This is a genomic window from Kiritimatiellia bacterium (assembly GCA_026417735.1).
In the GTDB taxonomy this organism is placed as follows: Bacteria; Verrucomicrobiota; Kiritimatiellia; order PWTM01; family PWTM01; genus CAACVY01.
The window spans coordinates 14,027-38,295 of sequence record JAOACR010000012.1; the positions used below are offsets into that span (position 1 = coordinate 14,027).

Below are 24,269 nucleotides of genomic sequence, written 5' to 3' on the forward strand. Positions count from 1 at the left end.
CGCCTCAGCGCTGGATGAAATTGCGAAGATGCCGCGCCGCGGTCCGCAACGCCCGCTGTCGTCCCTCCAGCGACTTCCCGAACGCGTCGTCTTCCACCTCGATGCACACCGGCCCCTCGTAGCCGACCGACATCAGCTCGCCGACGAACCGTCCCCAGTCAATCTCCCCCAATCCCGGAATGCACGGCTCGTGGTACTGCAGCGGCGTCGCCAGGATGCCGACCTCGTTCAGCCGGTCGCGCCGGATCCGAACGTCCTTCGCGTGAATGTGGAACAACCGCTCACGAAACTCGCGCAGCGGCGCCAGCCAGTCCATGTGCTGCCAGACCAAATGGGAAGGATCGTAGTTCAGCCCGAAATGACGTGACGGGATCTCCTCGAACATCCGCCGCCAGATCGCCGGCGCGTGCGCAAGGTTTTTGCCGCCGGGCCACTCGTCGCGCGTGAACAACATCGGACAGTTTTCGATGCCGATCCGCACGCCGTGGTCCTCCGCGAACTGCACCAGCGGCTTCCACGTCTTGCGGAACGCGGCCCAGTTCTCGTCCACGCTCTTCGTCCAGTCGCGACCGATAAACGTGTTCATCTGCCGCACGCCGAGCAGCTCCGCGGCGAGGATCACCTTGCGGATATGCGCGACCGCCGCTTTCGCGACCTCGGGGTCCGGATCCAACGGGTTCGGATAATAGCCAAGACCGCTGATCGCCACGCCGTGCGCCTGCAGTGCGCCGTGAATGTCCTCCGCGCGCGCCTGCGTCAGCGTCGTCACATCCACGTGGGTGACGCCCGCATACTTCCGTTCCGCCCGGCCCACCGGCCAGCACATCAGTTCGACGCAATCGAACCCCTCCGCCGCCGCAAACTTCGCAACCGACTCGAGGTCGAGGTCGGGCAGAATCGCACTGACGAATCCGAGCTGGATCATCACCGTCTCCTTTCCTTTCCTTTAGCTCCGCCGGCGTTCCACCGGGAATTCATGCCGCCGCACCGCGACCCAACGGCGGACCGCGGCGCTGCGCCGGATCGCCTCACACACCGCCACCTCCTCGTGCCCGTCCCGGACGGTCGCATACAGCGGCTCGGCGGGCGGGCCGTCAAGGATGGCGCTGTAAATTGCCCGGAAGTTCATCTTGAACGTGTCCGGAAAACCCTCCACGTGTCCCGGCGGATGGTCCATGTATCCCGCCGCGCCGCGGCCAAAGGCGGGCGTCGCCCGCACCGCACTCGCGTTCGGCTCGTCCCGCCGCCCCAGATGGAGCATCTCGGGGTCCTCCGAGCACCACCAGACGGACTGCTTCGAACCGTAGATCTCCACTCGAAGGCAGTTCTTGCGGCCGGCCGCGACCTGGGACACCGCCAGATTCCCGCGCGCGCCATTCTCGAATTCGAGCAGCACGGACCCGCAGTCCTCGGTCTTCACCTGGTACGGCGCCGTCCGCACCCGGCCGGCCGCGCGCGCGAACGTCTGCACCTCGCCCAGCGGCCGACGACGCACGGAGTGAAACGTCAGCAGATCCGCCATCACCGCCCTCACGCGAGCGCCGATCACAAACGAGACCAGATCCAGCCAGTGCGTGCCGATGTCCGCGACCGCACGCAACGCCCCGCCTTCCGCCGGCAGCAACCGCCAGTTGTAATCGGTTTCCTTGAACAGCCAGTCCTGAAAGTAGGAACCGTTCACGTGAATCACCCGGCCGAGTTCGCCCGATCGCACCAGCTCGCGCATCTGCAGCACCGCCGGATAGAAACGACAGTTGTAGTTCACCGCGAAAATCTGCCTCGGCCGCGCCTCCACTTCGCGAACGAGCCTCGCGGTCTGGCGGGTCGTCATCGCGAGCGGTTTTTCGCAAACGACGTGCCGGCCCGCCTCCAGCGCCGCAAGCGCCATTGCCTCGTGCCAGCGGTTGGGCGAGGCAATGTGTACGACGTCCACCTCCGGATCCGCCACCAGCTGCCGGTGGTCGCCGTAGGCCTTCGGAATGCCCAGTCGTGACGCCGCCGCGTTCACCACACCGGGCACGTCGCACAACGCGCTCACTCGCACGCCGAGGCGTCTCAGCGCCTCCACGTGCACCGGCCCGATGAAACCGGCCCCAATCACCCCCACCCGCACGTCGTGCAGCGATCGCTTCATTCCGCCTCCAGCGGCACCACCATGACAAACCCACACGGCCATCGTCGCGCCTCTCTCAACGCGGATCTGGCCGTTTCGATCGAACTGTGCCGACCGGACCGGTGCGCTCACATCATAGCACACGCCGGCGCCAACCAGTTGCAGAGTCCTTCGACGCCGCCACCGGAACGGCGATTGATCTCCGATTCGCGGGCCGAAGACGGGAAGGCGCGCGAACCCAAGTCCGCGGCTGATGGGCCGTGCGCATCACCACCGCGCTTTTCTTCCCCGTCCGGAGCCGGTACAACCGCAGCGATGCGCGCCACCGTGATCGAACGCTGCTCGAACAGCCCCGCAGAGACCGCCCAGGCCGCAGCGGAACTTGCCGGCCGTCTGCGGGCCGGTGTCACGGTCGCGCTCTTCGGCGAGCTCGGTGCGGGCAAGACCACCTTTGCGCGGGCGCTGTGCCGCGCGCTGGGGGTGACCGAGCCGGTCGCCAGTCCCGGCTTCACCCTCGTGCACGAGTACCGCGGGGCCGTGCCGGTGATTCACGCTGACCTGTATCGGCTGCGGCGCGATCCGCTCGAGATCGCCTCGCTCGGACTGGACGACGTGCCGGCGGAGGCGATTCGAATCATCGAATGGGCGGACCGCGCACCGGAGTTGTGCCCCGCGAACGCGGTCCGCGTGGAGATTCGGGTCGGCCCATCGCCGACGGAGCGCCGCATCCGCATGGAGCTGCCCGAATGAGCCCACCGCGCGCAGTGGTGGCGCTGGACCTGTCCGCTGCGGTCGGCTCGGCCGCATGGATGGAGCAGGACGACACCATCGCAGAGATCGAGTGGCCACAGCCGCCGCGCGACAACCGCGCCACATTCGAGCACCTCCGCGCGCTGCTCTTTTCGGAGGGTCGGCACCCCGCGCAGGTGGAACTGTGGGTGGTTGGCTGCGGGCCCGGCGCGTACAGCGGCCTGCGGATCGCGACGGCGGCGATCCACATGTTTGCGGCTCCGCTCGGTCGACCGGTGATCGGCATCGACAGCGGTCTGGCGACCGGCGACGAGTTGCTGAGGAGAGTGCCGGTCGACGATGCGATCATCGCCGGCGACGCGCGGAGGGGGCTGGCCTGGTTCGGGCGGATCCGCCGCGCCGACGACGGCAGCGCCGAGCTGGTGGCGCCCTGGAGCCTCTGCGCGCTCACAGAGCTCGAAGCGAAGGTGCCGCCGGCGGGCTGCGGCGGGTCCGCAGAATGGTCCCGCCTTGCGCACGCCGCCCGGCTGACCGCCGCGGAGGGGCGCTGGTGGCCGGAAGACCTGGTGCCGCGGGCACGCCATCTGGCGCGCCGCGCGATCGAGCTTTGGACGCGCGGCCAGCCGCTGCCACCGGCGCTGCCGATCTATCTGCAGCCGCCCGTCGCGACCGGATCGGGTCTCACCCCGTCGGGCGGGTCGGCGGTTTGAGGGCCGCCTCCAGCGCCGCAAGTCTGCGCCCGAGCGCCTCCACTTCGGCCCGCAGCTCGGGCAGCCGCATCGTATAGGCGTGGATCCGCTTGAACTTGTCCATCGCGATCGCCGGTGAGCCCAACACAATGGCGCCAGCGGGCACATCCTTCGAGACACCCGCCTGGGCACCAACGACCGCGCCGTCCCCCACTTCCAGATGACCGGCGACGCCGACCTGGCCGGCCAGAATCACTCGCGAGCCGATCACCGCACTGCCCGCGATTCCCACCTGCGCCACAATGACGGAGTGGTCCCCGATCACCACGTTGTGGGCAATCTGCACGAGGTTGTCCACCTTCACGCCGCGGCCGATCACCGTGCGGCCAAACCGCGCGCGGTCCACCGTCACGTTCGCGCCCAGCTCGACGTCGTCCCCGATTTCCACGATGCCGAGCTGCGGGATCTTCGTCCGCACGCCGTCCTCACCGGCCACATAGCCAAAACCGTCGCTGCCGATCACGGTCCCATTGTGCACGATCACCCGCGCGCCGAGCCGGCACCGCTCCCGGATCGAGACGTGCGGATAGATCCGGCAGTCCGGCCCGATCACCACCTCGTGCCCGACATAGACGTGGGCCATCAGCACGGTGCGGTCGCCGATCTCCGCTCCGGCCTCGACCACCGCATACGGACCAATCCGCACGTCCGCCCCCAACCGGGCGCTCGGCGCAACAACCGCCGTCGGATGAATGCCCTCCGGATCCGGGGGGGGCGGTGGCGCGAACATCGCACAGGCGGCCGCAAACGCCGCATCCGGGTTGTCCACCCGGATCAGTGCGGCGGACGATGGACGGTCCCAGGCGCGCGCCACGATCACCGCGGACGCCCGCGTCGAGGCGACATACCCTGCATACCTCATGTTGGCGACAAAGGTGACGTCGCCCGGACGCGCCTCGCGCAGCCCGGCCACGCCGCGCACCACTGCACTGCCGTCGCCCTCCAGCTCGCCGCCAAGTCGTGCGGCCAGCTCGGCCACCGTCAGCACGGGCGGGCTCATAAGCCGGCACTTACCGGTTCGACGCGGCGCGATTCGTCGTGCCGCTCTCCCGGCTCGGCGGGGGAGGCAGATCGGGGGGTGCGCCCTTGTTCAGCTCCCGCAGAATGGCCTCGGTAATGTCGCTGCGCGGGTCCACGTACAACACCGCTTCCACACCGTTGAAGGTGGTGCCGGAAGAATCGAGCACCGCGATCAGGCCCTGGTCACGTGCGTATTTCTGGATCACCTCTTTGATTTCGCCGACCAGACCGCGGCGCATGCGCCGGCTCTGCTCCTCCAGCTGCTTCGTACGCCGCTCGCGGAAGCTCTGCACCCTCCCCTCCTGCTCGCGGATCGCCAGCACCTTTTCCTCCGCCGCGGCGCGCTTCGCCGCCCGCACCTCGTCGCTGAGCGCGGTGTTCAGCGACTCTTCCCGCAGCGAGTTGAACTCTCCCTGCAGCCGTTCCAGCTCGCCCGCAATGTTCTTCAGCTCCTCCTCAAACTCCCGCGCCTGCGCCTTCAGCTGCGCGTCCGCCACGCGAGTCTTGTAGTACTCGTTGAAGCAGCGGTCGAGGTTCACAAACGCGACCGATGGCCTCCGATCCTGCGCGCCGACCGCCCCCGCCGCCAGCAGTCCCGCCACCACCCAGCCAAACACCCGCCGTCTCGTCGTCATCCCCGCACGCCCTTTCCCCGTCCATCAGAACGGATAGCCAAACGAAATGTTGAACCGCCCATTGTCGTCCCGATTGTACTCGTCGGAATCGATCTGCCACGCGTAGTCGATTCGCAGCGGCAACATCGGAATGTCCAGACGCAGTCCAAGACCGTAGCCGGAGTTCCAATCCAAATCAAACGTGTAGGGGTCGGCCCACACCATGCCACCGTCCACAAACACCGCCGCCCGGACCATCTTATAGATCGGCACCGTGTACTCCACCGACGCGAACGCGAGGCTGCGGCCGCCGATCGGCTCGCCGGTCTCGTCCGCCGGCCCGATATGCCGGTACCGAAACGCACGAACGGTGTACAGGCCGCCCAGAAAGTAGCGGTCGAACAACGGCACCCGCTCTTCCCCCCCAATCGCATCCATCACTCCCAGCTGGCCGCGCAGCAGCAGCACATGACCGCGCCAGATCGGAAAATACTGGTGCGAACGCAAGTCCAGCCGATACCACTGTGTGTCGCCGCCAAACGGACCGCCGGCGAGCTCGGCCGCCAGCCGCGTGTAGTTGCCGCGCGTGGTCAGCCGGATCCGGTCGCGCGTGTCGAACGCGAACGACAGCTCACCGCTGCTCTTCAGCCGCGCCCCCTCCTCGGCCTTGATCTCCTCGCTGGCACTCTCGCGCACGTCCGAAATCGCAATACGCTCGAGGTTGTAACCAACCCCGAGCGTCAGAAACGGCGTCAGCGGATGCTCCACCAGCACCTGCCCGCCGCGACGGCTGACGTCGTACAGCGCACTGAAGTAACTCGACTCCCGGCTGTACAGGTCCAGCGTCAGCCGCAGCCGCCGATCAAACAGATACGGCTCGACGAACTGCAGGTAGTAGTCTTGGCGCCGGGTGCCAAACATCGCACCGATGCGGGCCTTCTGACCCCCACCGAACGGCGGCCACGAGGTGATGTCCACGTTCCCATGGCCCAGCTCCACCCGGCCGACAATTCGATCCACCGACGAGAACGCCACCCCCGCCTCCGCCGTGCCCATCCGATCCTCCACCACCTCGACGACCAGGTCCTGCTGCGCAGGATCATCCGTCGGCTGGGGTGTCAGCGACACGTGCGAGAAGTACCCGAGATTCCGGATCCGGTTCTCGCTGGTCCGGATGCGGCCGCGGTGGAACGGCTCACCGGGCGCCACCACAAGCTCGCGGCGGATCACGTCCTCGCGCGTGACCACGTTGCCGCGAATCAGAATGTCCCGAATCCGCGCCGGTTCACCCTCCCGCACCGAAAGCCGAACGTGGGCGACGCCACTGGTCGGGTCCGCCTCGATGAGCGGCCGCACCTGCACGCCCACATGGCCGCGGTTACCGTAGTAGTCCGCAATCGCCTCCCGCGCCGCGTCCAGCGCGGACTGCGCCAGCGGTGCGCCCGGCGTCAGCTGCACCAACCGCGCGACGTCCTGCGTCGGAAATCGCGTCACCCCCTCGATCACCGCCGAGCCTAGCCGGTAACACGGCCCCTCCGCAACGACATATTTTAAGCGGACGCGATCCCGTCCCTCCGGCACGATTGCCGGCCCACGCACCACCACGTCGAGATAGCCGAGGTCGCGGAACGCCGCTTCAATCGCGGCGCGGTCGGCCCGAAGATCCTCGTCGTTCAGCCGCCCCGCCCCCGTCACCCAGTGGACCGGATTCCACCAGCGAAACGCCCGGGTCTTCAGCCTTGCCCGCAGCGTGCCGGGATCGATCGCCGTCGGACCGTAAAACTCAATCGCGCCCACCCGAGCGCGCGCTCCCTCGGTGACCGTGACCGCCACCCGCGACGCGCCGGGCTGGCGACCGGGTTCGATGCGCCACGCGACCCGCGCGTGAGGATAGAACCGTTTCGCGTATTCTTCCTGCACCCGCCGCGCGCCGGCCGCCAACAGCGCATCGTCCACCGGATCGCCCACCCCCAGTCCCAGCCACTCCCGAACGCGCCGGTTGCCCACCTCGTCCGCTCCCGTGATCTCGAGATGCTCAATCACCGGCCGAACCGCCACCTCCACCACCACGACCACCGCGTCCCGTCGCGAGCCGGGCTCCGCAAACACCCGCACCGAACTGAACCGCCCCGTGCGCTCCAGCGACCTCGCGTCCCGCATCGCGCGGGTCGGGTCATAGGGCTGCCCCTCCCGAGTCTCGATCGCCGACAGGACCGTCCCGGGATCCGCCGCGATGGCGCCGACGCTCTCCACGCGCACCCGCTCCACCAGCTGTGCGCCCGCCACAACCGGCAGCACCATCGCGCCAATCAGCAGCCAACGGATCCGCCGCGCCTCACTCACTCTTCCGCGCTCCCCTCGCTGGGGCGGATCGGCACGTCCGCCTCCCCCGCACCTTCCGGCTTCATATCGGAGAACAACGTGTGGTCGCGGTCGAAGTAGAGATCCACCTCGCCCGTCATCCCGTTGCGCTGCTTCGCGACATCGACCACCGTCAGACCCGGATTCGCCTGAGCGTCCTGGTGCCGCGGATCGCGCCGATACTGAATCGGGCGGCGCATCAGCAAGATCACGTCCGCATCCTGCTCGATCGACCCCGAGTCCCGCAGGTCCGCCATCTTCGGCACTCCACTGCGGTCGCTCCGCTCGGGCTCGCGATTGAGCTGACTGAGCACCAGCACCGGCACGCGCAGCTCCTTCGCCATCGCCTTCAGACCCGCGGAGACCTGCGCGATCTGCTCCTGCCGCGACGTCGGCAGCGGCTCCGGACACCGCAGCAGCTGCAAATAGTCCACCACGATCAACGCGATCCCGTGCAGCGCCGCCAGCCGGCGTGCACGCGCCCGCAGCTCGTTCACGTCCATCCCGCTGGTCTCGTCAATGAAAATGCTCAACGCGCCGACCTCTTTCGCAATCGAGGCGAGCCGTCGCTGTTCGGTCGCGTCGCACACCCCCTCCACGATCCGTCGCCACGACACGCGTGCGCGCGAGCAGATCAGCCTCCGCACGATCCCTTCCGCGGACATCTCCAGCGTGAACACCGCGACCGCGCGCGGTACGCGGCCGGTCGGAGGATAGCCGGTGTGCGGGTTGTACCCGGTGGCGACATTCTCGACGATGTTCATCGCCAGCGACGTCTTGCCGACCGAGGGACGCGCCGCCAGAACAATCATCTCCGAGGGCTGCAGCCCCAGCAGGATCTTGTCCAAGTTGCGAAATCCCGTGCTCAGCCCCGTCCGCCGGGCCCCCCGCGCCTGCAGCAGTCCGCCGATCTCCTCCGAAACCTTTTCCACCACCCGCGGCCATTCGGGCGCGGTGCCGACGCTCAGATCGCGAATGCCGAAAATCAGTTGTTCCGCACGGTTCAAGACGTCGGTGGCGTCCGCATCACCGGAAGCAACGCAGAGACTCTCCACCTCGCGAGCCCGCGCCAGCAGTTCGCGCAAAATACGCTTCTGAAGAAGCACCTCAATGTAGTAGTCCGCGTGCGCAGAAGTCGGCGTCGCGTCAACCAGACCCTGCAGAAACGTGTCGCCGCCGATCGCCTCCAGTCGCCCGAGATCGCGGAGTCGCGCACTGACGGTGAGCAGGTCGACCGGCCGTCCTTCGTCGTGCAGCGTGAGCGCGGTCTCAAAAACCTCGCGATGAAGCGGATTGTAGAAACAATCCGGCTTCACACGGCGCGACGCGCACGCGCCCAGCACCCGTTCGCCATCCACGAGAATACTGCCCAGCAGCCCCACTTCCGCCGCCTCGCTGTGCGGCGGCACCCCCACCGCCTCGGCGGCAGGCACCGGACGGCCGCGGCGGGTGGACGCGTGCAACGGACGTTATTCCTCCGCGACGACCCAGATCTTCAGCGTCGCCTCGACACCGGGCGCGGGACGAACCGTCGCCCGCCAGGTGCCGATTTCATGAATCGGATGCTCCAGCTCGATCAGATGACGATCCACCTCGATGCCCTGTAGTTTCAGCGCCTCTGCAATCTGCACGTTCGTCACCGCGCCAAACAGTTTGCCGCCCTCGCCCGCCCTGGCCGCAATCGTGACCGAGGTCGTCTCAATCCGCCGGGCGAGCTCGCGAGCCGCCTGTTCCCGCGCAGCCTGTTCTGCGGCGCGAGCCGCGCGGATCCGCTCCGCCCGCCGCCGGGCCGCCGGCGTCAGGACCTCCGCAAATCCTTTCGGAATCAAATAGTTGCGCGCGTATCCGTCCGCGACACGAACAACGTCGCCCTCGCCACCCAGACCTTCAACCGCTTTGATCAGAATCACATCCATCGTCACCTCTCCCGCAGCCGACTAGGGCAGCAGCCCCAGTACGCGAGCACGGCCGATCGCGCGCCGGATCGCCCGCTGCTGGCGCGCGGTCGTGCCGGACAACCGCCGCGGCATGATCTTGCCGCGTTCGGTCATGAACTTCTTCAGCAGCTCGCAGTCCTTGTAGTCGATCTGCGTGACCCCCTGCAGATAGCGCGTGCCCCGCCGCGGCTGCGCTTTTTTGTTCCGTTTCGCCATGGTCGTCTCCTCTACTCTCCGGGCAGGTCAACGAACGCCCGCCTCTCAGAACGGCAACTTGCTGTCCTCCTCAGAATCCTCGGGCTCTGCCCCACCGCGCCACGGTGTGGCCCGATCGCCACCACCCGTGTCGTGCGGCCGCTCCGCCTCCTCTGGCGGAACTGGCGACTTCGCCGCCACCGGCGGCTCCGCTCCCTCCGTCATCCCGCCACGATCCGCCGGCACGCTGTCGGCGGAGGCCCGCCCGCCACCAAGAAACTCAAAGTTCTCCGCCACCACGCTGATGCGGCTCTGACGCTTGCCCTCGCGGTCGGTCCATTCCTCCTGCCGCAGTCGTCCCTCGATCAGCACCGGCGAACCCATGCGCAGATACTTTCCGACCACCGCCGCCCGGTTGCCATACACCGCCACGTTGATGAAAAGGGTTTCCTCCCGATCCTTGCCGGACCGGTCGCGAAACCGCCGGTTCACCGCCAAGCGCATCTCCGCGACATCTTCCCCGCTGGGGAGTCGACGGACATCTGGATCCTTCGTCAGGTTCCCAATCAAAAACACCTTATTGAGCGACGCCATGCTCCGCCTCCTCCCCCGCGCTCACCGGCGCCTCCGCACGGAACACGCGAAACCGGAACACATCCGGCGACAGACGCCATCGCTCGCTGAGCGACTGAAGCTTCTCCGGTTCCAGATCGAACGTGATCACCACGTAGTGCCCCGCCGTCTCTCGTTTCAGCGTTCGCGCAAACGTCCGACGCCCCAAGCGCGTCGTCGCAGTCACCGAGCCGCCGGCCTTTTCGATCTCCGTCTTCACCGTCTCAATCGCGGCATCCAGCTGCTCGTCTTTCATCCGCTCAGGAAAGATAAACATTCCTTCGTACCGTCTCACGGCTGCTGTGTCTCCTTCGGTTCGGCGTTGAATTCGTTCATCGCCCGCTCAATACCCCGCGTCAACAGCGTCTCCACCGCCGCGGCCGCCCGTTCCATCGCCGCCTCCGCTACCGGCCGCTCCTCCTCCGAAAATCTTGACAGCACGTGCGCAACGGTGTCGCGATCGCCCCGACCACGGCCAATGCCGATGCGCACCCGCGCGATGCCGTCGTCGCCCATCTGCTCGATCACTGAGCCCATGCCGCGGTGTCCGCCCGAACTGCCGCGCGCGCGCACCCGCACCGTGCCGAGCGGCAGGTCCACATCGTCGTAGACCACCACCACCTCCGACGGGCGCAGACGATGCCAGCGGGCGAGCGCCGCCACTGCCTCACCGCTGGCGTTCATGTACGTCAGCGGCTTCACGAACAGCACCCGCCCCGCCTCCGGCAGCTCCGCGATCGCGCACTCGGCGGGCGCCTGCCGGCTCCGGCGCCACTCGGCCCCCACCCGCCGCGCCAGACGTTCCACCACCTCAAACCCCGCGTTGTGGCGCGTCCCCGCATATTCGCTGCCCGGATTGCCAAGTCCAACCACCATTTTCACGGCGCCGCCGCGCGCGCTCCGGCACCGATCAGCCCTTCGCGCCCTTCTCCTTTCCGCCCTTCGCGACCGCCTCCTTCGGCTCCTTCGCCTCCTTGCCCTCCTTCGCCGCGGCCGGCGCCGCCTTCGCAGCGCCCTTCTCCGTGGCCGCCTCGCCTTCCTCGCCCTTCTTCTCCGTAAGCACCTCCGGCTCCGCTGCCGCCGCCGCCTCCGTGGCGGCCGCCGGCGCCTCCTCCGCCTTCGGCATCGACACGGCCGCGATCGCAATGTCCGGGGCGGTGACGATCCGGTAGCGGGCTGGGTCCAACCGAATGTCGCCCACGCTCAGGTGCCGGCCCACCGCCAGTCCCGACACGTCCACTGGAATCTCCTCCGGGATGTCGCCGGGCAAGCACTCGACCTCCACCACTCGCAACAGATGGTCCAGGATGCCCCCCTGCTGCGTCACACCGATCGGATCCCCCACCAGCCGCAACGGCACCTCCACGCGGATGCGCCGCGTCATCGACACCTCGTAGAAGTCCACGTGCAGCACCGAGCTGTTCAGCGGATGATGCTGCACCTCTTTCAGCAACACCGGCCGCCGGGTCCCCTCCAGCTCGAGGCTCACCAGCATGTGCTCGCCGCGGTGATGCTGCAGCATCAGCCCAAAGTCGTGCGCGTTCAACCACACTGGCTCGCCCGGGCGCCCCTCGCAGTACACGATCGCCGGAATCTTGCCTGCCCGCCGCAACCGTCGCGCCGCCGCGCTGCCGCACGCCTCACGACGCTCCGCCCGCACCACGATCGTCTCGCTCATCCGTCCTGCTCCCGATCTCCGTCCGCCCTCAAACCTGAAACAGCGAGGTCACGGACTGGTTGTTATGAATCCTCAGAATCGCCTCGCCGAGCAGCTCCGCCACCGACTGCACACGGACCGGAAAGCCCTCCCAATCGCCAACCGGCACCGTGTCGGTGACGATGATCTCCTCAATCGGCGATGCCTTGAGCGCCGCAATGGCCTTCCGCGTCACCAGCGCATGGGTGACCACCGCACGCACGCTCCCGGCCCCCCGCTGCTTCAGCAGTTCCGCCGCGCCGCACAGCGTGCTGCCCGTCGTGATCAGATCGTCCACCAGCAGCACGTTCCGGCCCGCCACGTTGCCGACCATGTCAATCGTTTCCACCTCGACCGCGCTCTTCCGCTGCTTCGCCGCGATCGCAAAACCGGCGCCGATCATCTGCGCGAAGGCGTACGCCTGCTTCACGCCCCCTGTGTCCGGCGCGACGACGACCGCGTCCGTCAGATTCATCGCGCGCAGCGCCTTCACCAGCACCGGCGCCGCGGTCAGATGATCCACCGGAATGTCGAAAAACCCCTGGATCTGGTGCGAATGCAGATCCAGCGCCAACACCCGGTTGGCTCCGGCCGCCACCAGCAAATTCGCAACCAGCTTCGCGGTGATCGGCACGCGCGGCTGGTCCTTCCGGTCCTGCCGCGCATACCCGAAATACGGCAACACCGCGGTGATCCGCGACGCGGACGCGCGCCGGGCCGCGTCCATCATGATCAACAGCTCCATCAAATTCTCGTTCACCGGCGGGCACGTCGGCTGCACGATGTACACGTCGTGCCCGCGGATGTTGTCCATGATCTTGATGCGATGCTCACCGTCCGGAAACCGGCCGATCTCAACGCCAACCAGCGGCTCGCCAAGAAACGCGGCGATCCGCTCGGCCAGCTGCCTGTGCGCCGTTCCGGACAACAGTTTCATTCGCCCGCCGGGTCCCGCCTGGTTGCCCGACCAGGAGTCGAACCTGGACTCTGGCCTCCAAAGGGCCGTGTGCTGCCATTACACCATCGGGCAGTGGAAACTCTCCACGCCCCGCACCGCCCGGCAAGCCGCCGCCGGACGGCCCAACCCCGCCTGGTCGGCCGGATCGGGACGGAACCGATAGCCTACCGACCGCCCCGTGGCCGGTCAAACCGTCCCGCTTTCCTCCGCCCCACACAGCCGCCGCGCGAACCTCGGCAGCGCAGGATCCCGCGCCCCCATCACCAGCACCACCGCGCCCGGCCGCACCAGCGCCCGCACCCGTCCCTCTAGCTCATCCAGTGCGCCGACCGTTTCCACATGCACACCCACGTCAGCCAGCCGCCGAGCCAGCTCTTCCGAACTGGCGCGCCCTCCTGGCGTGCCTCCCGCATAAAACACCGGCAACAGCCACAACCGGTCCCCCTCCTGCACCACCTTCGACCACGCGGCGACAAGCTCGTCCATCATCCGTTCCAACGGCCCGAACCCGTGCGGCCGCCACACCCCGAGCACCGGCGACCCCATCTCGCGCGCCGCCGACCAGGCAGCCGCAATCTTCGCGGGGTTGTGCGCGTAGTCATCCAGCACCACCGCGCCGCCACACATCCCCACACGCTCCAAACGGCGCTCAATCCCACGAAACCGGCTCAGCGCCGCCGCGGACGTCGCCGGCGGCACACCCAGCTCCGCCGCCGCCGCCGCCGCCAACACCGCGTTCGCGGCGTTGTGCGCGCCCGGCAACTGCAGCTGAAACCTCGTCTGGCACCACTCAAATTCCAGCCATCCGCCTCGCGCGACCACACTCCCCGGCGGAGCCGCCTCGACCAGCCGCGCGGCAGGTTCTCCCAGCCGCCGACCCACACCCACCCCCGTCACAACGACCCGGCGTACACGCTGCACAAACTGGCGAAACAGGCGCTCCGCCTCCGCTTCGCTGAAGTGGTCATCACTGATGTTCGTGACAATCGCCAGCTCCGGCTCGAACTGCAGCAGCGACCGGTCACTCTCATCGGTTTCGATCACGCTCCATTCCCCGTCACCTCGCCGCACGCTCGCCACACGGTCCGGTGCCACCCAGTTCAGCAGGCCCCCGCCGTTCACCACCCACGGGTCCAGACCGGCCACCTCGAGAATCCAGCCGAGCATCCCGGTCACGGTAGTCTTGCCACTCGTCCCCGCCACCGCAGCGACCCGCCGCCCGCGCACCAGTTCCGCAAGCACCTCCGCCCGGTGCCGTACCTGCAGTCCCCCCCGCACCGCCGCGGCAAGGTCCGCATTGTCCGCCTCAATCGCGCTGCTGACGACAACGACGACGCCCGGCTCCACCCCGGAACCGTCCTGCCGCAGCAGCCGCACGCCCGCCCGTCGCAGCCGCTGCAAAATCGGCAGCCACTCGCCCCGATCCGCATGGCGGTCGGACCCGCTCACCTCCGCGCCCACATCGCGCAGCGCCTGGGCCAGCGCACTCATGCCGACCCCGGCCACCCCCACCAAGTGATAGCGACCCCACGGCACTTCCGATCTTTCCCGCACCGCGCCGACCGCCGTCGCCGCCTCACCCCGCGCGGGGGCGCCGTCCCGCCTCCACTGCCGCCAGCAGCGCCGCGCCGTCCTCCACGCACAGCGATGCACACTTCAACCGCCCCCGGAAAACGGCTCCTTCGCGCAAAATCACCCCCTCCTCCGCCTCCAATTCCGCCTCCATCACACCCGCCAGATCCACCGCGCGGCACCGCACAACCGCCGGAAACGTCAGCTCAATACCCCGCTCAACCGTCAGCGCACCGAACTCGACGCAGCCTGCCGCACACATCGCTCCCGCGCGCAGCACCAACCGGTGCTTCGCGCACACTCGGCCCCCAGCAATGCGCCCCTGGACCTCCACCTCCGCAGCGCTGATCTCTCCCCCCCGAACCACGCCATCGGGGCCCACCCGCACCCGACCACCCGTGACGATCCGCCCGTCAAACTCTACGTCCAACGTGTAGTCCACGATGTCGAACTTCTGGCGACACCTCGGGCAGACACCAAACGTTGGCCGCCCCGCCACTTCCGTCGCCCAGCCGCAGAGGGGGCAGGCGGTGACGCGACGGGGCGGCAGAGCCACCGTCCCACCTGACGCCGCCACGCTCCCCATTGGCGCGGGCGGCGCGGTCGAACTCTCCGAACGGCGGATCGAGCGGACAATGTCGAATCCGCTGACCACCTGCGCCTTTCGGCCCGAGCCCATCGCGTCCGGCTCCCGCCCGCGAGGCCGCTGTGGTCGGCGCACGCGGCCGGCAGGTCACACTCACCGCTTGAAGATGCCAGCCCGTGCCGGCTCCGCCGTCGCAGAGCCGGCCGTGGCCGACGGCGCGGCGGCCGGCGCTGCCGGCGCCGCTCCAGCGCCGCTCGGATTGACCTCCGAACGACCAATGAACGTCACACCATCCTCGACCACCAGCCGCTTCGCCTTGATGTCGCCCGTCAGCCGCGCGGTCGCCTTCAGCTCGATGCGGTCGCGCGCGACGATGTTGCCGTTCACCGTGCCCTCGACGATCACCGACGACGCATTCAGGTTGCCCTTCACCACCGCGGACTTTCCGACCCACGCGTCCTTCTCGCAGTGCAGCTCGCCCTCGAGCTTCCCGTCCACGCGAACCGTGCCCGCGCTCTTCACCGTGCCGGTGATTTCCACATCGCCCGCAATCACGGACGAGGCGCTTGTTGCATCCATGCTGGAACCTCCGTATCGCTGGTGGTTGAACGATCGTTCGCCCAAAGTTTGCCGCGCAGCCCCACCCGCCGCAAGCGTCGTACGCCGCGCTGCTTGCCCCGCGCCGCCGATCGCGTACGATGCGCCCGCCATGTCCGATCACGACGTGTTCGTGCGGTTGACCGCGGAGACCGTACTCTCACCGTTGAACACTTCGGCGCTGTTCCGGGGCGATGCGCGGCCGTTGGTGGTGGACCTTGGCTGCGGCAAAGGCCGGCTGCTGCTGGCGCATGCGCGGCGCCATCCCGACATGTGGCACCTGGGCGTGGACCGCATGCTCGGCCGGCTCCGCAAGGTGGCGCGCGGCGTCCAGCGGCTCGGGCTCGCCAACGTGCGGCTGCTGCGGATGGACGCGCTCTACGCCGCCTGTTACCTGTTGCCGCGGCGCGGCGTGCACGAGATGTTTGTCGCCTTTCCCGACCCCTGGCCCAAGCTGCGGCATCACCGTCACCGGCTGTTCGGCCCACTGTTTTTCGATGCGCTCGCCGCCACGCTGGTGCCCGGCGGCGCGGTGCACGTCGCCACCGATCACATGCCGTACTTCGAGGTGATCCATCGCGCCGTCGCCGCGGATCGACGGTTTGAAATTGCGCCGGTGCGCTTGCCGACCGAAGAGGAGCGGACCGATTTCGAGCTCGGCTTTCTCTACGAACGGCCGATCGGCCGCATCACGTTCCGGCTGCGGCCGAACGCCGCGGCGAGGAAGGAGCACGAACCATGACCACGGTCGCCGTTCTCGCACTGGTCGTGGTCGCCGCGCTGCTGGGCGGTCTGACCATGTGGCTGTGGATGCGATCGCGAATGCTGGCGGATCGTGCGTCGCTCGATGCGGCGCTGGCCGCGCGCAACGCGCACATCGAAGAAGCGTCGCGGCGGGAGGCGTCGCTGGCCGCGGAGCTGGCGGCCGCCACGCAGCGGGCCGCCGCCGCCGAGCGCCGCGCCGCCGCGCTCGAGGCCGAGCTCGCCGCGGAGCGCCGCGCCACCGCCGAGAAGCTTGCCGTGCTCGAGCAGGCCCGCGCCGCGCTTGAAGACAGCTTCAAGGCGATCTCCGCCGACGCACTGCGCGCGAACGCCCATAGCTTCCTCGAACTCGCGCAGCGGCTGTTCGACACCGCCCATGCCAAAGCCGCCGGCCAGCTCGACCAGCACCGCCAAGCGGTGGAAAACCTCGTCGCACCCGTGCGGGAAGACATCCGCCGTATCGAGGCAACCGTGCAGGCACTCGAGTCGAAACGTGAAGGGGCCTACGAGGGACTGCTCGCGCAGGTGCGGCAGCTCATGGAAACCCAGGAGCGGTTGCGCACCGAAACCGGCCAGCTGGTCCGCGCGCTCCGAACGCCACAAACCCGTGGCCGCTGGGGCGAAATCCAGCTGCGCCGAGTCGTCGAGATGGCCGGCATGCTGGAACACTGCGATTTCGAGGAACAGGCGGTCGCCGACGGCGTGGGACGTCCCAGCCGCCCGGACATGATCGTGCACCTGCCCGGCGGTCGGCTGCTCGTGGTGGACGCGAAAGCGCCGCTCGAAGCGTACCTCAACGCCATCGAAGCAACCGATGAGTCGGAGCGTCGCCAGCATCTGGTCCGACATGCCCGCCAGATTCGCGACCATATCGAGCAGCTCGGTTCGAAGTCGTACTGGGAACAGTTTTCGCCGACGCCCGACTTTGTCGTGCTGTTCATCCCGGGTGAGTCCTTTTTCAGCGCGGCGGTGCAGGAGGATCCGTCGCTGATCGAGTTTGGTACCAGCCGGAGGGTGATCCCCGCCTCGCCCACCACGCTGATCGTGCTGCTCAAGGCCGTCGCCTACGGATGGCGTCAGCAGGCGCTCGAGCAGAACGCGCAGCGCGTCGCGGAGGCAGGCCGCGAGCTCTACAAGCGACTGCTCACCTTCGTGGAGCACCTCATCGAGGCGGGCCATGGCCTGCGCAGAGCGGTGCAGGCCTACAACCGGTCCGTCGCCAGCTTCCAATCGCGGTTGATGCCTTGCGCGCAGCGATTCGAAGAGCTCGAGGTTCCCCACGCCGGCCAGCAGCTAGCGGCACCCCCGCCCGTCGACCTCGATCCGAGCCTCCCCGAGCCACCAGCCCCCGTCCGCAATCCCGCCCCGCCTCCCTCGAGCGCCGGCCGGTGACAACAGCGTCCCCTCCCACGAGACCGAAGATCATTCTGAGCGCGTCCGCCTTTGTGCAGATTCGGTTGCCACAATGCTCACCGAAGATGTCTAGCGCCCGTCCGCCGCGCATCGGAGCACAAGTTGCTCGCCGTCCGTTGATTGCGAACGGCGCGGCCTTCGCAGAGTCTGCCTCGACGTGCCACGTCATAAGTGATAAGCTAGCGGTTATGCAAGCAACGAACGCCAACGGCGCATGAGCGACAAGGGGGCGATCATGGCGGATCGTGCATGGGCGATCGTGTTGGGAGCCGGCCGCGAACAGAAACTGACCAGTGGGGCGGACACCGCGTTCCTCTCGCTGTCGAGCCGTCCTGCGATCGCACACCTGATGTGCGCAGTGGAAGCCTGCCGCGAGGTGGACGGGATGGTGGTCGTCGTCGCGCCAGACCGGGTGGAGATGCCCCAGGCGATGCGGCTGCGCTTCGGTATCACGAAGCTGCGCGCAGTACGGGCGGGCACCGACCGGCGCTCCTCCAATCTCGCGCAGGCCCTGGAAGCCTTCGAGGAAGACGTAAAGTGGGCGGTGATTCTCGAGACCGGACGCCCCACCGTCGGCTGTGCCGCGATCACTGAAACCCTGAAGGCCGCCTCGCGCGCGGGTGCGGCGTGCGTCGCTGAGCTGATCACCGATCCCGTACTGCTGGTCTCCGGCCGCACCACCCGTCGCTTGGACGTGAAGATCCAACCGTGGGTGATCCGCAGCCCTCGGGCCTACCGCACAGACTTGCTGCGCAAAGCTCTGGCGCTCGCTGCTCGAAAACGATGGGAGGGCCCCGACGAAAGTGTGTGGATCGAGGCGGCCGGTGGAACCCTGCGGACCGTCCCACCCACCCGACCCCCCGTCCACCTGCGCACTGCCGACGACCTCTCCATGGCGGCGCTGCTGCTAAGCCAGCCCTGATCGCACCGCGTCGATGGACCCCCATCCCCCCTCACGACCTCGCAGCGACGCCCCCGGCCCACGGCGCCCTCCGCGGCCGCAGGGACTGTACGCGATCCTGGGCGACATCCACAGCAACCTGCAGGCGTTGGAAGTGGTGCTCGCCGACGCGCGCGCCCGAGGCTGCACGCGGTACGTCTGCGTCGGCGACATTGTCGGTTACAACGCGAACCCGCGAGAGTGCGTGGACCTGATCCGCGAGGTCTGCGCAGTTGTCGTGCGCGGCAACCACGACCACTATTGCGCCAGCCAGACCGACCTCGAAGGGTTCCACCCGCTGGCCGCGGACGTCGCGAACTGGACCCGCCGGATGCTCACACCGGAGCAGCTGGAGTACCTGCGCATGCTGCCCTACACCCAGCGCGTGGAATCGTTCACGCTGGTCCACAGCACGCTCGATACGCCCGAAAAGTGGGGTTACGTGTTCGACCGCTTCGAGGCGGAGCAGAACTTCAACTACCAGAAAACCACCGTCTGCTTTTTCGGCCACACCCACGTCCCGCTCGCATTCGAAAAAACCGACGAGGTCCGCTTCGGCCTCTACAACCGGATCCGCATACAGCTGGGCCGCTACTACTTCATCAACGTCGGCAGCGTCGGACAGCCGCGGGACGGCGATCCGCGCGCCGCCTACGTCACCTACAACCTTGGCACCGGCGAGGTGGAGCTGCACCGCCTCGAATACGATATCGCCGGCGCGCAGAAGGCGATCCGCGAGGCCGGGCTGCCCGAGCGGCTCGCGCAGCGCCTGGAGCTGGGACGCTGATGCGGCCACGTCCGCGTTGGAGAATCCGGCCGATGAAACACCTCCGTGTGGCTCCGCTGGCCGCGCTCGGTGCGCTCGCGCTGGCCACCGCCGCCGGCGCCCAGGCCGAGCTGCGCCTGCGGCTGGCCCACTCGATCGTGCTGCACATGGAGTCCATCCTCGCCACCGTCACCATCGAGAACGGCACCCCAGACGAGTTCGCGGTGGGCGAAACCAACGGCAACTGCCGGCTTCGTTTCGACATCGAGGCCGCACCGGGCCGCCTCATCCCCCGCACCGACGTGCCGATGTTCCGCCGCATCGCGGTGATCCCCCCCTTCAAAGCCGCAACGCTCGAGTTCGATCTGCTCCGCCTCTATGAAATTCGCTCGCCCGGCGCCTACGCGGTCTCCGCCCGCCTGCACGGACCCGCGGGCATGCTCGTCAGTGGCCGTCAGTTTCTCGACGTGGTGCCGGGCCTGGAGCTGTTGCGCGTGTCGCAGACCGCGCCCGACCAGCGCCGGTTCACGTACCAGCTGCGGACGCTCGGCCGCAACCGGCAGGAACACCTGTTTCTGAGGGTCGACGAGGACGCCGCCGAGCTCTGCCACGGTGTGTTTGACCTGGGCCCCCACGTTCGACTGCTCCGACCGCTGCTGCGCTTCGATCGTCTCGGCCGCGTGCACGTGCTGCATCAGTCCGCACCCGGCCGCTTCACCCACAGCGTGTTCGAAGCCGACGGCACGCCCGTGCAAACCATGTTTTGGAGCTCGACGCCCGCCGAAATCGAATTGCGGCGAACCGAGGACGGCGACATCGTCGTCGCGGGCGCGCGCCCCTACGAGGGCGACCGCGTCGTCGCACCGCTGCGCGTGCAGGAGCCGCGGCCGGACAGCCTGCCCACTCCCGCAACCTCTCGACAGCCGTTCGAGCTGCCGGACGGATATGGGCCGGACGGCCGACGAGTCGAGCCGCGGATTGACAACCGCCGCTGAGCATACGATCATTCCGCTGCGATTCCACGGTGCACCCGTGGTGGAATTGGCAGACACGTAAGATTCAGGTTCTTATGCCCGCGAGGGCGTGGGGGTTCGACTCCCTCCGGGTGCACCATTCTCGCACGCACCATGCAGCGCGTCGCATCGTCCCGTCCGCAGTGATCCGCCGCCTTGCCATCCCCGTGGCCGCCACCGTCACCGTGCTCGCGCTGCGGCAGGCCGCCACTCCACCGCCGCGGCCGGCCTCCCCTTCCCCCCCACCCGCACCCGCGCCGGTTGTGTCCACACCGCCCGCGCCAGCCGCTGCGCCACGCCCCGCCGCCGCCGACACCGAACGCTGGAACGCCATCGCCGCGGAGAACGACGCGCTCCGCGCCGCCAACCGAGAAATGGCCGCCGATAACGAACGCCTTCGCCGCCAGCTCGACGACCTCTTGCGATGGATTCTCGAAAACTTCCAGGGCCGCTACCCCGTCCCCGAGCGCATGGTCGGCCGTCTGGACCTGCCCGCGGTGACGGATGACTTCCGCGTTCACGACGACCTGGCCGAGCTCTTGCGACTCACCCCTCAGGAGCGCGCCCGCCTCGATGATGCGTTCCGCAGCGCTCGCGCGATGGCGGAGGCCGCGGAACTGGCCGTGATGCGCCCCTCGATGCCCTCACCGCGCGAGCTGGTGATCGAAATTCCGCCGCACATCGAGCAGGGCCGCGAGATCCGGGAGCGACTCATCGCCGCGATCGAAGCCGCGCTCGGTCCACACCGCGCCAGCTGGGCCACCGCCGCCGCCGACCGCGACCTCGACCGCCGTTTCCACGGCTTCGGCGCGGACCACCGAACGATCCGACTCGAACTGGTCTACCGCGACGACCACGACCAACCGTGGATCCGGATTACTGACGAACGCGCCTCGGTGCTCGGAGAGGGCCAGGTGCAACGCCTGTCGCGGGAAATCACCGCGACCACGCTGCCGGCCGAGTACACGCCGTATCTGGAACGGCTGCCCGCCGACTGAACGAGGGAGACCGCGCCAATGGACGCGATCGAAGCTCTGCTCACCCGCCGCAGCATCCGCCGGTTCCACCCCGATCCGGTCCGCCCGCACGATGTGGAACGACTGCTGGAGGTGCTGTTCCGATCGCCCTCCGCCGGCGACGCGCGGCCGTGGCAGTTCGGGGTGGTGGACCGCCGCGATTTGCTGGACCGCCTCGCGGGCGCGATGCCGAAATGCGAGATGCTCTCGCAGGCGCCGCTCGCGGTGCTGATCTGCGCGGAGCCGGCGCGCGAGAAAATTCCGGGGTTTTGGCCGCAGGACTGCGCCGCCGCGACAGAGAATCTCCTGATCGCCGCACACGCGCTCGGCTACGGGGCGGTCTGGATCGGCCTACATCCGGTGGCCGATCGCGAGCGCGCGGTCCGGGAGATCCTCCGCATACCGGCCACTCTGGTGCCGTTCGCGCTGGTGCCCATCGGCCGCGCCGCGGAAACACCGCCGCCCGATGAACGACGTGATCCCAACCGGATCCACCGAAACGAATGGTGAGCCGCCCGCCTCGCCCGGCGCGGAACGAACGCAGCGCCGCGTGCGTGCGGCCGCGGACGCCCTTCGCGCACTGATCCGCGACTTGTACGACACCGAGCACGGTGTCGCCGCGCCCGCCGCCCCGCCGCTCGATCTGGCGGTCGTCGCGCGCGTGCACCCCGCCGAGGGCTGGCGCATCGAGTTCGAACCGCCGCTTGCAGAACAGCTCCGCGACCAGCTCGCCACCCTCGAGGGCCGCGTCGGCGTCTATCGCGAGGGCGCGGTCTACTGCTTTCGTTGTGAATCCGCCGCCTGCGCCCACGCGGAACCTCCATCGCCGCTGTCGGTGTTCGCCGGCTATGACGCCGTCGGCCTGCCGGAATGGCTCGAACTCTCCCGCTGGCTGCTGGCGCGCAACGATCCCCGCGCCGCCGACCTCTACAACCCGCCGGCACGACCGTTGGCCGCAACTGCCGCCGGGCGCGAACTCCGCCACCGCCAGCTCCCCGAGTTCGGCCGCTCCTCCCGCGCCTACTCCATCCTCGGCCAAGTCGCCGCTGGCTACTTCCGCCACACCGGGTCGGAAGACCCCGCCGACCGCTTCGCGCTCACCTTCCAGGTGGTCGAAACCCTCGGTCCCGGCGCACGCCGAGAACTGCGGCTGAACACGGTCGGCCGGCTGCCCAACAGCGCGCCGCTGGACGAGTGGCTCGTCGGCGAACGCGGCGTCGCGGTCGCCCGCGCCCGCGAAGCCGCCCGCCGCGCGCTGGCCCAGATCGCGCTCGAGGCCGCCGCCGCGCGCGCCGCCGGCCCCGCCGCGCTGCGCCGCGCGCTGGCCCGTATCCCCGCGCTCCTGCGCCGCCTCGCCGACTCAATCGAGCGCGGTGAACGCCAGCTCGACCGCCGCACCCGCCACGCGGAACGGCGCCGGCGCGAACACCACCGACCCGTCCACAAGGCCTTCGAGGACGCCGCCCAAGCCGGCCCCACTAGCTGGTACAGGGACGAGCGCGCCGGAACAGTCGTCGTGTGCGGTCCGCAGGGCCGCGCCCACGTGTTCGCAGACGACGGCCGCCACGTCACCAGCTTCGTGCTGCCGCCCGGCGGGGAGGATTTCCGCGTGCGCACCGCGCGGTGGTCCCCGCTGCCGGAAGAGGATATCGCCCGGCTCCGGGCCGCGATCCGCGGGAGCCAGGTGTGAGGCGCCCTCCCGCCGGTGTATGGATCCGCCGTCCGGGCGAACTGGTCACCTGGCGCGGCCGATCCGGCCTGCGGCTCGATGGCTTCTACGCCCCCGCACCGCCCGGCGCACCCGCCGAATTGCCGCTGGTCATCTTCGTGCACGGCATGTTCAGCAACTTCTACCGGTCGCCGCTCAAAGCCGCCTTCCTCGAGGAACTCCCCCGCGCCGGTTTGCCCATCCTCTCGATCAACAACCGCGGGGCCGACGCCGGCACCACGTCAGAAGTCTTCGAGGCCTGTGAACACGACCTTGACGCGGCCGCGAGCTTCGCACGCCGGATCGGACGCCGGCGCGTCGCGGTCATCGGCCACAGCACCGGCTGCCAAAAGGCATTGCACTGGGCCGACCGCCGCCGGGGCCGCGGACTCGCCGCGATCGTGCTGCTCGCCCCCTGCGACGACTACGCGATCGTCCGGCGCGACCTCGGTGCCCGATGGCAGGCAACACTCGCACGCGCACGCGCAATGGTCCGCGCGGGACGTGGGGACGAAGTGTTGATCGCCCGCGACCCCATGCGCTTCACCGCGCGACGCTTTCTGAGCCTCGCCGACCCCCGCCGGCGTGAAGCCGCACTGTTCCGTTACGATGGCCCGATGCGCGCGTTTCGACGGCTTCGCGTCCCGGTGTTCGCCGCATTCGGCGACCACGAGCCCTACGCAGTCAGTCCGGTGGCGGAAATGCTCGCGCGCCTCCGCGCGCTCCGCCCCGGCGATGTTCAAACCGCCCGGATCCCCGGCGCGGACCACAGCTTTGCGCCCCGTCAGCGGCAGGTCGCCCGACTCGTCGCACGGTGGCTGCTGCTCACGGCCGCGGCTCGCGCCCGGAACCGCCCGGCGTTATAAGAGAGGCGTCAACGACGGGGAGCAA

At 68.7% G+C, this 24,269-nt stretch carries 26 protein-coding genes, 2 tRNA genes and 1 pseudogene; 12 read left to right on the plus strand and 17 right to left on the minus strand.

Going from position 1 to position 24,269, the window contains the following annotated elements; translation table 11 throughout:
• Positions 1-4: 4 nt before the first annotated feature.
• Both N2652_06740 and N2652_06745 read right to left on the minus strand, forming a co-directional pair.
• Positions 5-922, minus strand: coding sequence for a sugar phosphate isomerase/epimerase (locus tag N2652_06740; protein ID MCX7818886.1), 918 nt, complete (start codon positions 920-922; stop codon positions 5-7).
• Positions 923-946: 24 nt separating this feature from the next.
• Positions 947-2,134, minus strand: coding sequence for a Gfo/Idh/MocA family oxidoreductase (locus tag N2652_06745; GenBank protein MCX7818887.1), 1,188 nt, complete (start codon positions 2,132-2,134; stop codon positions 947-949).
• A gap of 294 nt (positions 2,135-2,428) precedes the next feature.
• Here N2652_06745 and tsaE point away from each other — a divergent pair, with 294 nt between their 5' ends.
• The gene (gene tsaE, locus N2652_06750; protein MCX7818888.1) at positions 2,429-2,863 is read left to right on the plus strand and encodes a tRNA (adenosine(37)-N6)-threonylcarbamoyltransferase complex ATPase subunit type 1 TsaE; all 435 of its coding nucleotides are present in this window, start codon (positions 2,429-2,431) and stop codon (positions 2,861-2,863) included.
• On the plus strand, positions 2,860-3,573 hold the full coding sequence (gene tsaB, locus N2652_06755) for a tRNA (adenosine(37)-N6)-threonylcarbamoyltransferase complex dimerization subunit type 1 TsaB (GenBank protein MCX7818889.1): 714 nt from the start codon (positions 2,860-2,862) through the stop codon (positions 3,571-3,573). Before tsaE ends, tsaB begins: the two co-directional genes overlap by 4 nt.
• On the opposite strand, the gene lpxD is transcribed toward tsaB, so the two are convergent.
• The 15 genes and pseudogenes from lpxD to N2652_06830 form a co-directional block, all read right to left on the minus strand.
• The gene (gene lpxD / locus N2652_06760) at positions 3,545-4,612 is read right to left on the minus strand and encodes a UDP-3-O-(3-hydroxymyristoyl)glucosamine N-acyltransferase (GenBank protein ID MCX7818890.1); all 1,068 of its coding nucleotides are present in this window, start codon (positions 4,610-4,612) and stop codon (positions 3,545-3,547) included. The genes tsaB and lpxD overlap by 29 nt on opposite strands.
• 10 nt (positions 4,613-4,622) lie before the next feature.
• A complete protein-coding gene (locus N2652_06765; GenBank protein ID MCX7818891.1) occupies positions 4,623-5,267 on the minus strand; it encodes an OmpH family outer membrane protein in 645 nt (214 codons plus the stop codon).
• A 24-nt stretch (positions 5,268-5,291) separates the two neighbouring features.
• Entirely contained in the window at positions 5,292-7,589 is a 2,298-nt protein-coding gene (bamA, locus tag N2652_06770; GenBank protein ID MCX7818892.1) for an outer membrane protein assembly factor BamA, read from the minus strand.
• On the minus strand, positions 7,586-9,070 hold the full coding sequence (gene dnaB, locus N2652_06775) for a replicative DNA helicase (GenBank protein ID MCX7818893.1): 1,485 nt from the start codon (positions 9,068-9,070) through the stop codon (positions 7,586-7,588). Before dnaB ends, bamA begins: the two co-directional genes overlap by 4 nt.
• Before the next feature lie 6 nt (positions 9,071-9,076).
• On the minus strand, positions 9,077-9,523 hold the full coding sequence (rplI, locus tag N2652_06780; GenBank protein MCX7818894.1) for a 50S ribosomal protein L9: 447 nt from the start codon (positions 9,521-9,523) through the stop codon (positions 9,077-9,079).
• 21 nt (positions 9,524-9,544) lie between these two features.
• A complete protein-coding gene (gene rpsR / locus N2652_06785) occupies positions 9,545-9,760 on the minus strand; it encodes a 30S ribosomal protein S18 (GenBank protein MCX7818895.1) in 216 nt (71 codons plus the stop codon).
• 45 nt (positions 9,761-9,805) lie between these two features.
• Positions 9,806-10,333 (minus strand): single-stranded DNA-binding protein, encoded by a 528-nt coding sequence (ssb, locus tag N2652_06790; protein ID MCX7818896.1) that lies wholly within the window; start codon positions 10,331-10,333, stop codon positions 9,806-9,808.
• Positions 10,317-10,646, minus strand: a complete 330-nt coding sequence (rpsF, locus tag N2652_06795; protein ID MCX7818897.1) for a 30S ribosomal protein S6 — start codon at positions 10,644-10,646, stop codon at positions 10,317-10,319. The genes ssb and rpsF overlap by 17 nt, the downstream gene beginning before the upstream one ends.
• On the minus strand, positions 10,643-11,227 hold the full coding sequence (pth, locus tag N2652_06800) for an aminoacyl-tRNA hydrolase (protein ID MCX7818898.1): 585 nt from the start codon (positions 11,225-11,227) through the stop codon (positions 10,643-10,645). The genes rpsF and pth overlap by 4 nt, the downstream gene beginning before the upstream one ends.
• 301 nt (positions 11,228-11,528) lie before the next feature.
• Positions 11,529-12,029 (minus strand): annotated as a pseudogene (locus N2652_06805) (50S ribosomal protein L25).
• A 28-nt stretch (positions 12,030-12,057) separates the two neighbouring features.
• A complete protein-coding gene (locus tag N2652_06810) occupies positions 12,058-12,984 on the minus strand; it encodes a ribose-phosphate pyrophosphokinase (GenBank protein ID MCX7818899.1) in 927 nt (308 codons plus the stop codon).
• 19 nt (positions 12,985-13,003) lie between these two features.
• Positions 13,004-13,077: transfer RNA gene (locus N2652_06815), tRNA-Gln, on the minus strand.
• A 114-nt stretch (positions 13,078-13,191) separates the two neighbouring features.
• Positions 13,192-14,496 (minus strand): Mur ligase family protein, encoded by a 1,305-nt coding sequence (locus N2652_06820; protein ID MCX7818900.1) that lies wholly within the window; start codon positions 14,494-14,496, stop codon positions 13,192-13,194.
• 85 nt (positions 14,497-14,581) lie between these two features.
• The gene (locus tag N2652_06825) at positions 14,582-15,256 is read right to left on the minus strand and encodes a polymer-forming cytoskeletal protein (GenBank protein MCX7818901.1); all 675 of its coding nucleotides are present in this window, start codon (positions 15,254-15,256) and stop codon (positions 14,582-14,584) included.
• Positions 15,257-15,316: 60 nt separating this feature from the next.
• A complete protein-coding gene (locus tag N2652_06830) occupies positions 15,317-15,742 on the minus strand; it encodes a polymer-forming cytoskeletal protein (protein ID MCX7818902.1) in 426 nt (141 codons plus the stop codon).
• A 130-nt stretch (positions 15,743-15,872) separates the two neighbouring features.
• Between N2652_06830 and N2652_06835 the strand changes: the two genes are divergently transcribed.
• From N2652_06835 to N2652_06880, 10 genes are all read left to right on the plus strand, one after another.
• Entirely contained in the window at positions 15,873-16,502 is a 630-nt protein-coding gene (locus N2652_06835; protein ID MCX7818903.1) for a tRNA (guanosine(46)-N7)-methyltransferase TrmB, read from the plus strand.
• Entirely contained in the window at positions 16,499-17,914 is a 1,416-nt protein-coding gene (locus N2652_06840; protein ID MCX7818904.1) for a DNA recombination protein RmuC, read from the plus strand. The genes N2652_06835 and N2652_06840 overlap by 4 nt, the downstream gene beginning before the upstream one ends.
• A gap of 256 nt (positions 17,915-18,170) precedes the next feature.
• Positions 18,171-18,857, plus strand: coding sequence for a 2-C-methyl-D-erythritol 4-phosphate cytidylyltransferase (locus N2652_06845; GenBank protein ID MCX7818905.1), 687 nt, complete (start codon positions 18,171-18,173; stop codon positions 18,855-18,857).
• Between the two features lie 13 nt (positions 18,858-18,870).
• Entirely contained in the window at positions 18,871-19,662 is a 792-nt protein-coding gene (locus N2652_06850; protein ID MCX7818906.1) for a metallophosphatase family protein, read from the plus strand.
• Positions 19,663-19,694: 32 nt separating this feature from the next.
• Positions 19,695-20,636 carry a hypothetical protein gene (locus tag N2652_06855; protein ID MCX7818907.1) on the plus strand — a complete coding sequence of 314 codons (942 nt, stop codon included), beginning with the start codon at positions 19,695-19,697 and terminating at the stop codon, positions 20,634-20,636.
• Positions 20,637-20,667: 31 nt separating this feature from the next.
• Positions 20,668-20,754: transfer RNA gene (locus N2652_06860), tRNA-Leu, on the plus strand.
• Positions 20,755-20,821: 67 nt separating this feature from the next.
• Complete coding sequence (locus N2652_06865) at positions 20,822-21,652, plus strand: hypothetical protein (protein MCX7818908.1); 831 nt, start codon at positions 20,822-20,824, stop codon at positions 21,650-21,652.
• 18 nt (positions 21,653-21,670) lie between these two features.
• Positions 21,671-22,180, plus strand: coding sequence for a nitroreductase family protein (locus N2652_06870; protein ID MCX7818909.1), 510 nt, complete (start codon positions 21,671-21,673; stop codon positions 22,178-22,180).
• Positions 22,137-23,360, plus strand: a complete 1,224-nt coding sequence (locus tag N2652_06875) for a hypothetical protein (protein MCX7818910.1) — start codon at positions 22,137-22,139, stop codon at positions 23,358-23,360. Before N2652_06870 ends, N2652_06875 begins: the two co-directional genes overlap by 44 nt.
• Positions 23,357-24,244, plus strand: a complete 888-nt coding sequence (locus tag N2652_06880) for an alpha/beta fold hydrolase (protein ID MCX7818911.1) — start codon at positions 23,357-23,359, stop codon at positions 24,242-24,244. Before N2652_06875 ends, N2652_06880 begins: the two co-directional genes overlap by 4 nt.
• Positions 24,245-24,269: the final 25 nt, after the last annotated feature.